This window comes from Kitasatospora humi (genome assembly GCF_020907985.1).
Lineage (GTDB): Bacteria > Actinomycetota > Actinomycetes > Streptomycetales > Streptomycetaceae > Kitasatospora > Kitasatospora humi.
This window is the reverse complement of record NZ_JAJJPA010000020.1, coordinates 25,606-39,204: the sequence shown is the minus strand read 5'-3', so window position 1 is coordinate 39,204 and position 13,599 is coordinate 25,606. Positions and strand designations below refer to the sequence as shown.

The 13,599-nt window shown below is 69.3% G+C and carries 10 protein-coding genes; 6 read left to right on the top strand and 4 right to left on the bottom strand.

The genetic code is table 11. From position 1 onward, the window contains the following. Positions 1-61 precede the first annotated feature (61 nt). Positions 62-976 (top strand): TIGR02452 family protein, encoded by a 915-nt coding sequence (locus LN042_RS19785; RefSeq protein WP_230052609.1) that lies wholly within the window; start codon positions 62-64, stop codon positions 974-976. Positions 977-1,054: 78 nt separating this feature from the next. Here the strand turns inward: LN042_RS19785 and LN042_RS19780 are convergent, their stop codons facing one another. Further along, positions 1,055-1,924: a DUF3592 domain-containing protein gene (locus tag LN042_RS19780; protein ID WP_230052608.1), complete on the bottom strand. Its 870-nt coding sequence runs from the start codon at positions 1,922-1,924 to the stop codon at positions 1,055-1,057. Positions 1,925-2,056: 132 nt separating this feature from the next. Further along, positions 2,057-2,362 (bottom strand): hypothetical protein, encoded by a 306-nt coding sequence (locus LN042_RS19775; RefSeq protein WP_230052607.1) that lies wholly within the window; start codon positions 2,360-2,362, stop codon positions 2,057-2,059. Between the two features lie 876 nt (positions 2,363-3,238). On the opposite strand from LN042_RS19775, the gene LN042_RS19770 reads away from it, so the two are divergent. Then, positions 3,239-5,584, top strand: a complete 2,346-nt coding sequence (locus LN042_RS19770) for an nSTAND3 domain-containing NTPase (RefSeq protein ID WP_230052606.1) — start codon at positions 3,239-3,241, stop codon at positions 5,582-5,584. 161 nt (positions 5,585-5,745) lie between these two features. Here LN042_RS19770 and LN042_RS19765 read toward each other — a convergent pair whose 3' ends face one another. Next, a complete protein-coding gene (locus LN042_RS19765; protein ID WP_230052605.1) occupies positions 5,746-7,659 on the bottom strand; it encodes a site-specific integrase in 1,914 nt (637 codons plus the stop codon). 545 nt (positions 7,660-8,204) lie between these two features. Here LN042_RS19765 and LN042_RS19760 point away from each other — a divergent pair. The 3 genes from LN042_RS19760 (at position 8,205) to LN042_RS19750 (ending at position 11,172) form a co-directional block, all read left to right on the top strand. Beyond that, entirely contained in the window at positions 8,205-8,435 is a 231-nt protein-coding gene (locus LN042_RS19760; protein ID WP_230052604.1) for a helix-turn-helix domain-containing protein, read from the top strand. Between the two features lie 71 nt (positions 8,436-8,506). Further along, entirely contained in the window at positions 8,507-9,619 is a 1,113-nt protein-coding gene (locus tag LN042_RS19755) for a hypothetical protein (protein ID WP_230052603.1), read from the top strand. A 383-nt stretch (positions 9,620-10,002) separates the two neighbouring features. Then, complete coding sequence (locus LN042_RS19750; RefSeq protein ID WP_230052602.1) at positions 10,003-11,172, top strand: AAA family ATPase; 1,170 nt, start codon at positions 10,003-10,005, stop codon at positions 11,170-11,172. Between the two features lie 43 nt (positions 11,173-11,215). On the opposite strand, the gene LN042_RS19745 is transcribed toward LN042_RS19750, so the two are convergent. Then, positions 11,216-11,701 (bottom strand): hypothetical protein, encoded by a 486-nt coding sequence (locus tag LN042_RS19745; protein ID WP_230052601.1) that lies wholly within the window; start codon positions 11,699-11,701, stop codon positions 11,216-11,218. A gap of 176 nt (positions 11,702-11,877) precedes the next feature. Here LN042_RS19745 and LN042_RS19740 point away from each other — a divergent pair, with 176 nt between their 5' ends. Continuing rightward, the gene (locus tag LN042_RS19740; protein ID WP_230052600.1) at positions 11,878-13,581 is read left to right on the top strand and encodes a hypothetical protein; all 1,704 of its coding nucleotides are present in this window, start codon (positions 11,878-11,880) and stop codon (positions 13,579-13,581) included. Positions 13,582-13,599: the final 18 nt, after the last annotated feature.

Below are 13,599 nucleotides of genomic sequence, written 5' to 3'. Positions count from 1 at the left end.
CCTTCTCGCGTGCCGCTCCTATCCGTTGGCGGCGGCCGCGGCGGCGGCGTACGGTCGGCGGATGAGCAGCAGACTGAGCGAACTGGCCAAGCGGAACGAGGAGATCGCCGGCCGGGGGAGCTATCGGGTGGCGGACGGCACCGAAGTGGTGATCCGCGACTGGCTGGCGGCCGCCCAGGACGGCACGGTCAGCTATCCGCCGGACTGGACCGGTGCCGACGCCCACGTCGACGTCCACGCCCACGTCCACGCCCGCGTCCACGCCCACGTCCACCGTGAGGCCGACGTTGTCGCCGACGCCGACGCCGACGCCGTCGCGGAGCGCTCCGGTGGGCCGGTCGTCGAGGTCACTGCCGAGGGCAGCATCACGGCCGCCCGGCGGCTGCTGCGGGAGCACGGAGACGGTGCGGCGGTCGGCGTGCTCAACTTCGCCTCGGCGCGCAACCCCGGCGGTGGCTACCTGCGGGGCGCCCGCGCCCAGGAGGAGGACCTGTGCCGCAGCGCGCTGCTCTACTCCTGCCTGCTGGGCGCGCCGGACTACTACGCCGCGCACCGGGCATCCAGCGATCTGCGGTACAGCCATCGGGTGGTCTTCTCCCCCGGGGTGCCGGTGATCCGCGACGAGCGGGGGGAACTGCTGGAACAGCCTTACCGGGTCGACTTCCTGACGTCGCCGGCACCCAACGCCGGTGAGCTGCGGGCGCGTTCGCAGAGTTCGCCGGCCGAGCTGGCGGAGCTGCTGGCCGAGCGCGCCCGCCGGGTGCTGGCGGTCGCCGCCGAGCACGGGGTGCGGCAACTGGTGCTGGGAGCCTGGGGCTGCGGGGTGTTCCGCAACGACCCGGTGCAGGTGGCCGAAGCCTTCGCGGTGGCGCTGGCGAGCCACGGTTCGGCATTCGAGCGGGTGGTGTTCGCGGTCTGGGACCGCTCGCCGCAGTCGGCCAACCGGGCCGCGTTCACGGCCCGCTTCGGCGGCTGATCGACCCGGCCGCACGGGAACGGCCGGATGGGAACGGCCGGATGGGAACGGCCGGATGGGAACGGGCCGGTGGGCCCGTCAGTGGCTGGTGAGCGTTTCGCCGACCGTGATCAGGGCGCCGCAGCAGGCCAGCATCGCCACCAGGCCGACGGTGGCCGTTGTCATGGCGGCCCGCTCCGACGACGGCCGGGACAGGTTGTCGATTCGGAAGAGCAGCGGATCATGAGGATGGTGACGGACCGTCACCAATCGACCGTCGGACGGGTAGCCGTGCCGGTTGTGGGTGGACAGGTCGACGCCGGTGACCCGCTCACCGCCGACCGAGGCGAAGCTGACCACCGGGTGGTAGCGGTGGGCGCCGTCCGCTCCGCCGTCGACCAGGTAGCTGCCGACCAGCCGCCCCGGGCCGACCACGCCCCGGCTGCGGAGCCGGGCCTGCCGCTCCCGGCACCCGGTCCGGCGGTTCAACAGGGCGGCGCTGCCGAGCGCCAGGGCGGAGCCGGCCAGCACGGCGCTGGTGGCGATCGCGTCCGGGTCGGTCCACCTGGTCAGCACCAGCGCGATCGAGCCCACCGTCATCAGCAGCAGGCTGGTCAGCCCGGCGTCCAGCACGCTGGTCTGCGGGCCGACCTGGAACCGTTCGGGATCGTCCGCCAGGTACCGGACGGCCACCACCTGGCCCGGCCAGCCGGCCAGCGGCAACCGCCCGCAGGCCGGTCGGCCGACCACCTCGCGTTCGCTGGCCGGATCGGTGAACCGGACGACCAGGTGGAGCGAGTCCGCGTCGTGCCACCGCGACAGCCGCACCTCGGTGACGGTGCCCTGCACCTCGGTCCCGAGCCGCGCGAACCGGGTGAGCCGCAGCGCCACGGCCGGCACCCCGACCACCAGCGCCAGCAGGCCCGCCCACCAGCAGTACAGCGACACTCCGTGGCTGACATGGCTCATCGTCGTCCCCCCGACTTCGTCGCCGCGCCTCGGCCCTCTCAGTGACTCCTCGTCGTCTGCTCGACCACCTCGGTAGCCGTCTTTGATCCTGCCCAGTTCGCGGGCTCCTGTCACCCGCGACCACGGGGTTGCTCAGCGCGCGAGCCGGCGCTCCGTCAGCACCGAGGCGGCCGCGACCGCGCCCGTCACCGCGAGCACCGACGGCCAGGCGCCGATCTTCTTCGCCAGCGGGTGCGAGCCACCGAACGCCGCCAGGTAGAGACCGGTCAGCGCGGCCGCCGCGCCCGGCCCGGCCGTCCGCCGCCACTGGTACGCGGCACCGGCTCCGGCCGCCGCCAGCACGGCGCCGCCGAGCGGCCGCTTCCCGGTGAAGCGGGCGGTGCTGTAACCGCCGATCAGCCCGGTGGCGGCGATCGCGGCGGTGGGGATGCTGGGCATGCTGCGCTCCTTCGGTGTCGTTCAGTCGAACAGCCGGGCCCCTCACGACCCCGGTACTTCGACCCTAACCCGCCCTCACCGCCCCTCGACGGCCACCGCCTCGCCGACCCCGTCCGGAGCACGATCCCCAAACCACTGGCCAACCGCCGCCCTCCACCCGGTAGGATCGTCCCGGCCGACGCGTACCGTCCCGGTGCCGCGCCCGGCCACCGGGCCGCTAGCTCAATCGGCAGAGCTGCGGACTTTTAATCGTAAGGTCGTCAGTTTTGCGCGCTGGGGCCGTAGTTGGTGCAAGGCCAGGTCAGATAGCGTCTGACCTGGCCTTTTGTTATCCCGTAGCCCACCCTGGCGCTCCTCGGGCCCCCAGGGGGCGCCCGATTTGTCCCAACGCGGGGACGGTACGGGGATAGCGCCCCTGAGAAGCCCCCGCAACACGCCAATCCACCCATGTCCATCAGCGTCCAAGCTAATGGTTGCCACGAAGGCGCCGTTACGGTCGGTGCTGAACGCTGCAAGCCGGTCCGTCCCCGCGTCAGCCCGTAGCTGCCCCAGCTTCACCCCAGCGCTCCCGATAGCGAGATAGTGATGCCGTGCGCATCCAGGCGCCGGCGGGGCTGGTCGACATGCGGTGTTGCTCGGTGCTGCGAATGGTGTCGCTTCGTCGTCGGAGTCCTCTCTTGACCTCTATCGGAGAGCCCCGGCGACTCTGGGGAGCGTGTCGGGGTTGGGTCTCAGCTCGGTAGAGCTGGTCCCAGACGCGAGCTCGTCGGAGACAGATCTCAGTGGCGTTCAGGCCGTGCCTGTCCAGCGCAGTGGCTTCTGGGGCGGTGTTGCCGTTCTCGCAGCTACCCGGACAAGAGCAAGTAGCCTCGAGCTATGACACGGTATCCGGGAGAGGCGACCGCTCGCCCAAGCTATCGGCTACACACGCTTGGGTGGCGAGCGTTCGAGGATCTGGCGTTGACCGTAATGCGGGACATCCTGGGGCCAACCGTAGTGAGCTTCGCCGAGGGGCCCGACGGTGGACGAGATGGCGCCTTCTATGGTGACTGGAATCCTGACCCGAAGGCGCCAGCGCCGTTCGGAGGCGAGGGTGCCGGCCGGCTGGTGGGGCCTTTCGTTATTCAATGCAAGTTCTTGCTGAACGAATCAGACACACTGGCGCCATCGGATATCAAAAATGAAGTAGGGAAAGTTCGCAGGCTCGTAGCAGAAGGTATCTGCTCGACATATGTCCTCATGACTAACGCGCGCGTCACGGCTGAGAGCGAGAAAGTGATGCGTCGAAGACTGCTGGAAGCTGGCGCTAGACATGTTCTAGTGCTGGGTGGAAACTGGATTCAGGAAGTCATCGCCGATAGTGCGAGCCTGCGTAGGAAAATTCCGCGCCTGTACGGATTGGGTGATCTTACTCAGGTTCTCGACGAGAGGCATTATAGCCAGGCGCACGCGTTTCTGGCGCGTTTTGGCGACGAGGGTTTGATTACCTTTGTGCGGACCAGGCAATATATTCGGGCTATGGAACACCTGGAAAGCAACAGGTTTGTCCTCCTGGAGGGTGAGGCGGGCTCTGGAAAATCGGCCTGCGCAGCTGCCCTCGCCATCGGCGCAGTGGATGCTTATGGCTGCGCTGTCAGTTTTATTGACTCGCCCGAGGAGTTTAAGGATGCATGGAATCCTCATGAGCCAAGCCAACTCTTCTGGGTCGACGACGCGTTCGGCGCCTACAGGTTTGATGACCGAGCCGCTGGTGGATGGGCGCGAAGCTATGGTCTGATCCGAACTGCGATTAAGGGCGGCGCTCGCTTCATTTTCACCAGCCGGAGCTACATCCTTAGAGCCGCGCAGGGCGAATTCAAGAGGGAAGCAAGGGAATTTTTTGACTGCCGGGTTAAGCTTTCTGGTGCGGCCCTTACTGTGGGCGAGAAAGAGCAAATTCTATACAACCATCTTAAATGCGGGGATCAGCCGCTAATCTTTCTCAGAGAAATCAAACCTCATCTGCCCGAAGTGGCTCGATCTAGCTCCTTTTCTCCGGAGCAGGCCAGGAGATTGGGCAGTACGTATCTTTCGTCCGGTCTTGGTGGCGGATCTGAGCGGCTGCTGCTGGACTTCTTCGAGAATCCCGTTGAGTATCTGTGTGAGGTGCTGGGCGGGCTGGATCAAGACTCGCTGGCGGCGCTATGTCTGGTGTACATGGCTGACGGAGGGTTGACGTCACCCGTCTCCTTTACGGAGAGGGAAATGGCGGTTGTGGGTCTCTTGGGCGGCACCAAGGCTGGAGTGACTCAGGCGCTTGGCCGTCTGGAGGGATCATTCCTCCTGAGGGTCGATGCTCAAACAAGACCGCGATGGAGGTTTTATCACCGTAGTCTGGAAAGTGCCCTAGCAAAGCATATTGGGCAGAACCCCGAGTTGGTTGAGATCTTTATCTCTGGGCTAACCAGGAAGGATCTGATCACTGTCGTTGACTGTGGAATTATCCGAGATGATGCCAGTGAGACGGTAACTATTCCTGAAGTGTGCTATGGCATCTTGATTGGTCGAATCTCAGAGCTCCAGGACCGTTACAACCTGTGCGATCTCCGCGGGTTTATTGATTTCCTTTCGAGTAGTTGCAGCGACGCCTTCTTGAGAAAGCTAGTGGAGTCAAATGGGAGCATGGCGGGCCAGCTCGTCACTACGCAAATTCTGCGGTTTGGCGCAAGTGGATTGAAGCTCCTGGCACGATTGAATGGGGCCGGAATTCTTCCAGGGAACGTGCGCAGTGCCGCTATTGCCCAAATCTTTGAGGATTCGACCTCGCTTAATTCTGACCTGGAGTTTGACTTCTATTGGGCGGAGACGACCGCCACGGCGAATCTGGCCACAGCTGACGAATACGAAGAACTTCGCAATCGAGTCCTCCGTGAAATCATCCCCGAGCTTGTGGATGTGCTGGATGGTTCGGGTGGGTCCATTGAATGGAGCGAAGCTGGGGAGGGGGTGTGGCAGGAGCTTGCCCAACACTACGAGGCCGCAGTCGAGGCGTACCGCGGCGCTTACAAGGATCACGCAGAGGCATCTGCTGGGCTCGAGTGGACTGAACGAGCAATCCGGGCATACATGTACTCGCCGGGACTATGTGGTAACGATTTCGATGAATCGGTGTCACAGGACGACGACACCGACGGCGATGCTCTGGGGTGTGAGTCGATCTTCGACGACCTGGACTCTGGCTGATAGCCACATAACTGACGGCCAGGCACCGGTATGAGCTGTTGGTATCGATGCCCTGCCGGCAACTACCGGCAGGGCCATTCACAGGTCAGTCCGGCCTGCTTCCTGCGGCATTTCGCTTCTGCCACATCAAGTGCCTGCTGAACCATGCCTATCCACTTTGCTCAGTCGACGGTCCCTGAGTCGCGGTCGGTCCAGCGTTCGGTGCCGTCAGCTTGAGCCTGGGCCTTCGCGTGCGCGATCTTGAACGCCTCCTTCACCGCCTCTGGCTCAGTGCCCCACGCGCTGATCTCGATCCAGCCGCGCGGACCCGGCCGGCGCTCCATCGTCCACTGCGCCTGGCGGTACGTGAAGAACTCGCCGTCGAACTCCCAATAGGGGACCGAGCTCATCGGGTCCTCGTCGTCCACTCGCCCCGTGCGGCTGTTGATGACGGCCCACACCGTGTGGACGACCTGCCGGTGCGGCATGGCCTCCCACACCTTGCCGGTGAACAGTTCGGGCTCGGCCGGCACGGTGAGCGGCTCCGTGGTCGGGTGCCCGGTGATCGCGGTGTCGTCGGTGTTGCACTGCTCCACGAACTGCTGCGCGGTCTCCTGCTGGCTGAAGGCCACTTGGAAGCGGCCGTAGTAGTCCACCACGAACGCCGGCCGCGGGCTGGCCGGGCCGCGCACCATGCTGCTGGCCATCGGCACCAGGGCGACGGCTGCTTCGGCGGAGGAGCGGTCCAGCTCGGGCAGGACGGAGGTGTAAGTGTCGGCGGTGATGGTGATGCTGGAGTGGCCCAGCAGGTCCTGGACCACTTTCAGGTCGGCGCCGCCGGCCAGGGCGAGCACGGCTGCCAGGTGACGGGTGCCGTGCAGGGTGATCGGTGGCAGCCCCAGGCGCTGCTCCAGCAGGTCGAACCGGTCGGTGAGGTAGTCGGGATGGATCTCGGTGCCGTCCTCGCGGACGAACACGAAGTCGTGGTCCGGCCAGGGGGTACCGGCCTCGGCGGCCAGGCGCCGGGCCTCGTCCATGCGGACCTTGTGCTCGCGCAGTTCGGCCAGGGTGTGGCTGTCGAGGGCGATGGTGCGCACCGAGTCCTGCTTGGGCGCCTTGCCCTTCTTCTTGTACTTGACGGTGACGATCTGCCAGGTGACGTGGATGACACCAGAGTCGAGGTCGACGGCGGACCAGCGCAGGCCGCAGCCTTCCCCTCGGCGCAGGCCGCGGAAGATCAGCAGGTGCCAGTAGGCGCGCAGCCAGTCCTCTGCGATGCCGTCGAGGAAGGCGCCGGCCTGGGGCGGGGTCCACACCATCACCTTGGACGGCTTGATGCCAGTGCGCTGCCATTCAGCGACCCGCTCGGGGGTCCACAGCAGGGCCTTGGGCCGCTTGCCGGAGGGCAGTTCGACCAGGCTGGCCCAGTTCTTGGGGATCCGCAGCTCTTCGACGGCCCGGGTCAGCGCTGAGCGCAGGGTCGCCAGGATGCGGTGCATGGTGGCGGCTGCCACGATGCGCATCTGCCGGTGCTTCTTGCGCTTGGGGATCTCCGGGGCCGGCACCGGTGGGGGCGGGGCATCTGCTCGGGGGCGGCCGGGTTTGCGGCCGTACTGGGCTTTCCACTCGGCGTACTCCTGCCTCGCCTTGGCGATCACGCCGAGTTCGTAGGCGATGACCAGATTGCGTTCCCCGATCGCGTCGAACATGTCGCGGATGTGCTGGGGGCGGAGATCCTCCAGCACGATGGCCCCCAGGTAGGGCTCCAGGTAGTTGCGTATGTGCCCCTCGTAGGAGTTGGCCGTGGACTCCTCCAGCTTCTTCTTGCTGGCCAGCCACTGTGTCAGGAACTGGGCGACGGTGGTGCGGTGATCGACCTCCTCGGAGCGGTCGAGGCGGGCGATGACCTTCTTCAGCGCGTCTTCGGCCTTGTCCTTGTTCTCGAAGCCGCCGCGCCGGTCGCGGTTGGGCTTGCCGTCCGGGCCGGGTGGGAGCTTGATGTAGTACCACCACGTGCCGTGGGGCTTCTTGCCGTTCAGCTTCGGGCACTTGGCGCCGAGCTCGCGGGTCTTGGGGCGGCCCTTGGAGTTGAGCACCGGGTTGCCGCTCTCATCGAGGACTGGCCCGCGGCAACCGCAACGGCGGAACACCGTGCCCCGGCTCACGGCGTGCTCGCAAGACTGGTAGTGGCAAGGGTGTGGGTGGGCATGCGTATCCCCTGGGACGGGCCGTCACGGCCGGCGGATTGGTGCGCCCACAGTCACCGGAATGCGCAGGCCAAGGGCACAGGCCGCCGGTGCGGGGCGGGAGTCGGCGTGACGGTACGGCCCGCCGGGGTGTTTGGTCGCGTCGAGCGTGGACGGGCCCGGTCGGCAGGTGGCAGCGGTGGATCGGGGTGGACGGTGCTGGACGGACAGCGTGGTCAGCCTGATGGAAGCGGCCCGAGCCCGGCGGCGGACAGGGTGCTGCTGGGGCGCGGTTGCGGGGCGCCAAGGCCGCCAGGTGCGTCCTGCATATGCCCTGACCTGTGGAAACGCCGGACTCAAAAGGATCTTGATGGCCTTGCTGGCATGAGCTGGGATGCACTTGGTCAAGCGTGGACAAAGAGACGGTAAAGGGCGACGGCGGCCACAGTGCGGGCATGACGAGCAACGACACCCCGCAGCTGCCCGACCCGCGAGTCCAGCCGACCATGACGGTGCCAGAGGCCGGCAGCTACCTGCGACTGAAGAAGGCCGCCGCCTACAACGCGGCTCGCCGAGGGGAGATCCCTGTGATCACCGTCGGCCGGCGCCTGCTAGTTCCCACCGTCAAGTTCCGCGCCCTGCTCGGTCTGGAGGGCGCCCCCGCACGTGACGACGCGGCGGCCTGACCCGCGTCACCTCCGCCACAGCCGGGACCGCGACCCCGGCGCACCACCACCTGATTGGGAGCACTACACCGATGACCTGGTTCGCCGTCAGCGACAGCACCGACGACCATCCCAAGACCCTGTTGGCGGGCAACGCGGCACTGGGTCTGTGGGTGCGCTGCGGCGCCTACGCGAGCGCCCACCTGACCGACGGCCTGATCCCCGGGCCGGTGGCCGCCAAGTGCGGCACCGTCGCGCAGATCCGCAAGCTGGTGGCGGCCGGGCTGTGGCACGAGGCCGGCCACGACTGCCCGCGCTGCCCGCAGGTGTGTTCCGGAGACTTCGTGATGCACGACTACCTGCACGCCAACCCGTCCCGGCGGCAGGTGCTGGAGCGGCGGCACAAGGCGGCGCTGAAGAAGCGCCAGCAGCGCGGTGGCCAAGGAACTGGTGATCCGGAGGGGGACGAGGCCTCCGGTGCGGGCGAAGGTGCAGCTCATGGGTCCGCGTCCCCGGGGGACTCGCCGCGTCCTCGCGCGGGCGCGGCCCCTTCCCTCCCCTCCCGTAGGGAGGGGGCTGGTGTGGGTGTGCATGGTCCTGGAGGCAGAGCACGGATGCGGCGCGCTGTGCTGCCGTACGACTTCGAGCCGGATGTGGACTCCGTGTGCTGGGCGCAGCAGGAAGGCCACCTCGAGCGGCTAGGCGGCCAGGCGGGCCTGGTCGCGACGACTCAGGCGTTCGCGGACTGGCATCGCGGGCAGGCCACCGAGGCGGCCGACTGGCAGGCCCTGTGGCGCAAATGGGTACGCGAGCAGCGGCACAGCCCGCTTGCCGGGACCGCCGACAAACCGGCGCCGGCCGGCGGCAGGCGCCGCAGCCCCAAGCACGTGCCGAATGCGGCAGACGTGTCGGTGACGCAGCGGTTCGCGGACATCGAGCAACTCGTGGCAGCCGATGCGCAGCCCGTGCCGACGGCGGGCCGAGCGCGGCTGACCCTGGTGGTCAGCCAGGGCTCGCAGGAACGGTCGGCGGCGCCGGGCCGCCACCCGGTGATGACCGCGCTGCCCGGCGGCCAGCAGCACGACGCTGATCTCGGGCGGGTGCTGGCGGTGATCGCCGAGCGCGGCCAGGCGGGCGCCGTCGCCGAATTCGGGTGGCGGGCGGTGACCGAGGTACTGGGGCACGCGGCCCCGGGCGGGGCGTAGAGGATGCCGCCGAGGCGCGGACTGGCCAGGTGCCGGCGCTGCGGTGGACCGGTGCACTGGAGCATCACGGCGTCCGGGACGCGGATGGCGCTCGACCCGCAGCCGAATGCGGCAGGCAACGTGGCGGCGTACCGGGACGGCGCTGGGACGATCCGATCGCGCCGGCCCGGCGGCGAGCTGCCGCTGATGGCCTACGAGCGGCTGTACATGCCGCACGTGGCGACCTGCTGTCCGGTACTCGCAGCGTGCTGAGGCGCGGTCACGGCATGGCAGGTTTGTACACACTCTGAATGGCTGTCACCTCCCGGGCAGCAAACGGGATGGGCGTCGGCGGCGGCGCGCGGTGGCGGTGCTGGTGGAGCAGGATCAAGGAGAGAGCCGAGATGGCGGAAGACGCCTACGGGGCGGTGCGCAAGGCGCTGCGCCGGTGGGGCAACCTGAGGTCGACTGAGGGCGGCTGGCTGGCCCGGTGCCCGGTTCACGATGACCGGCAGGGCGCGCTGCTGGTGGTGGCGGCCGGCGGCGGCCGCGTGGAGCTGGACTGCCTGGGAGCCGGCTGTGACCCGCAGGACATCGCCGCAGCCTTGCGCCTGAGTGCGCAGCACCTCGTGGTGCCGGCCCCGGACTTCGAGGATGGGCCGGGGTGGGTGTGGCCGGGCTACGTTCCCGCCGGGGGCCTGACGCTGATCGACGCCGAGGAGGGGATTGATCCGTTCGCCCTGGCGCTCGATGTCGCGGCGCGTGTCTCCAGTGGCACGGCGCTGCCGGACGGTCAGCAGCCGGTGGAGCCGAGGACGGTGGCGGTGCTGACAGGGGGAGCAGGTATGAAGCGGGTCCACGAGGTGGTCGCGGCCTGCGGGGCCGACCCTGGCCGGGTGCGGGTGCTGGACCTGCTCAGCTCCGTTGGGCGGCGAGGCGTGCGCCTGCCGGCCGACCTCGAAGTGCTGAACCGGCAGCTCGCCGCCGAGCAGGCCGCGCTGCTCGTCGTGGACGTGATGCTCGCCTGCCCGCACCGAACCCCGGTCGAGGAGGTGTTGGACGCACTGGCGCGGCTGAGCGAGGAGACGGGGCTTGCCGTGGTGGCGACCCGCGGGGCCTCCAAGCGAGCCGGGTGGCTGGCCTCGCGCCGCGCCCAGGCGGCGGTGGAGGCGGTGGACCCGGCGGCCGTGCACCTGGCGATCACCGGACCCCAGCAAACGGCACTGGTACCGCTCGTCAGTCGGCAGTGGTCGCTGATGGGTGGCCTGCAGTTCCAGCAGGGCGGCCGTGCCCGGCCGGTGGTGTGGGGCGGCCGGTGCGGCGCCGGGGTGGACCAGGTGCTGGAGCAGGCCGACCTGGGCCGTCGGCGACCGGCCAGCGCCGGAGCGCACCGCTTCCTGCGGACGTTGCTCGCGCGGGGCCCGCAGCCGGCCCGGGAGGTGATGGCGGCGGCGGCCTCGGTGGGGCTTGCTCCCCGCACGGTGCAGCGGGCGCGGCGCCAGCTCGGGGTGGTGGCGACCAAGACGGGGGAGGGATGGGTTCTGGCCCTGCCGCCGCAGGACGGGGGCTGGTAGCGCACGTCCGGGCCCGGCTCGTGGGGCCGGGCCCGGTTCCGCGTCAGCCGAGCGGGGCGGGCGGCGTGAGGCTAGGTCCGGCGGGCAGGCCCGGGGTCGGGTTCGCCGACAGGGTGGGTGCCGGGCTGGTGATCGGCAGTGGCTCGGCAGGGGCGGACATAGTGGCGGTCGGCGTGGGAGTGGTGACGACCTCGGTGGCGGTCGCGGTGACCGTGACAGTGACGGTCGGCCCGGGGACCGTCACTGTCACCGCGGGCGTGGCGGCCGTGACGGTTGCTACAGGGGTCGGCTGGATGAGGGCATCCGCCGGAGCGGGGCATGGGCTGAGTACGGGAACCGGCAGGGCCGGCGCCGTCGGCGCGGCCATGGGCGCGGCAGGCTGAGCTGGCGCGGTGCTGGGCGCGACCGACGCGACAGGCGGCGCGGTGGGCGCGGGGTGGGAGGCGAGCGAGTTCCCGGTGGTGAAGGCGGCGACGGCGGCGAAGAACGCTGCCGCATGGCTGGCGCGGAGGCGGCTGGTAATGGCCACAGGTGAACTCCTTGTGTCAGGGCCGGGGTTCGCTGGCCCCGGCTGGCGGTACCAGCCTCGCAACAGAAGTAACCAAAGTCTAGAAAATAGACGCAGGTTATTTTCTTCTCGACGCGACACCGGGCAGCACTGCGGGCACGCTCGACGAGCCCCAGCACCCCAGCGAAGAAGAGCCCGTGAAGCACCTGCCCGCCCCGCCGGCCCCGCGCCCCGGCAAGCAGGCACGCCGCCTCTACCAGGACCTCGCAGCCGAACCTCGCGCCCTCCGCCGCCGCTTCTACGCCGAACTCACCGCCCGGGACTGGGCCCAGGTCCTCGCCGCCGCCAACGCCGAAGCCGGAACCCCATACGCGCTGTGGGCCGACGATCCGGTCGGATTCGTCACCGACGTACTCGGCGAGAGCCACTGGAGCCGCCAGCGCGACATCCTCGAGGCACTCGTCGACCACCGCCGCGTTGCCGTCCCCAGCTGCTTCGGCTCCGGCAAGACCCACATCGCCGCTCGCGCCGCCGTCTGGTCCGCCGCCGTCCACCCGCCCGGCACCGCCCTGACCGTCACCACCGCCACCCGCGCCCGGCAGGTCCAGCGCCAGATGTGGCCCCACATCCGGCAGATCGTCGCCCGAGCCGGGCTGCCCGGCGAAGTCGGCGTCACCCAGTGGAAGATGCCCGACCAGCACGGCTCCGAAGTCGTCGTCGCCTACGGCTTCTCCGCCCCCGACCACGACGAATCCGCCGTCCAGGGCATCCACGCTCCGCGCCTGATGTTCATCGTGGACGAGGCCGGTGGCATCGGCCGGATCATCGGCGCCGCGATGCGCGGCCTCCTCACCGGCGAGCACACCCGCGCCCTGCTGATCGGCAACCCGCCCACCGACGACGAGGGCAGCTGGTTCGAGCAGACCTGCGCCGACCCCGCAGTACGGGTGCTGCCGATCAGCGTCTACGACACCCCGCAGCTGTCCGGCGAACACACCGGGCGCTGCCGCTCCTGCCCGCCCCAGGCGCCGGCCCACTCCCTTGGCTCCCACCTGGTGGATCCCGAATGGGTGCAGGACACCATCCGCGACCACGGCGAGGACGCCCCGTTCGTCACCGCCAAGGTCCACGCCCGCTTCCCCCGCGGCGGCCAGGCCCGGGCGATCCCCTCCTCCTGGGTGGAGGCCGCCACCGACGCCCCCGAGCCGGACGGCGACGGCTACACCGCGTTGCAGGCCCTGGGGCTGGAAACCGAGACCTCCCCGTACCGGGTACGCCACGGCGCCTGGGTACGGCTGGGCGTGGACGTGGCCGCCGACGGCGGCGACGAGCTGGCGATCGCCCGGGCCGTCGGCGACCTGGTCGAGCTGCGCCATACTTCCGCCGGGCAGGACAACGCCGATCCGGTCGCCGTGGCCGGCATCGTGCTGCGCGAGATCCTGGCCGCCCAGCGTCTGGCAGCCGCCCTCGGCACCACCACGCCGGTGCGCGTCAAGGTCGACGGAACCGGCCTGGGGTGGGGTGTGGCCGGGCTGCTGGAGGCGTGGCGTCGGGAAGGCCAGCACCAGGCCGAAATCGTCTCGGCGATCGCCAGCCACGCCCCCAGCCACGACGACGAGGCCGCCACCTTGCGGCCGGCCTCCGCCCGCGACGAAATGTGGCTGGCGACCCGGGCGCTGCTCGCCCCGCGCACCGCGGCGCTGCGCCTGCGCATCGACCGCCGCACCCAAGCCCAGCTGTCGGCACCGAAGATGACCACCAACTCCGGCGGGCGCACCGTCATCGAGTCCAAGCGCACGATGAAGCTGCGCGGGGTCAGCTCACCCGACCGGGCCGAGGCCCTTCTGCTGGCCCTCTACGAGCCCAAGCCGCGCCAGCGCAAGGTCCGCGTCGTCGCGTGAGCGGGCAGCCGTCCCAGG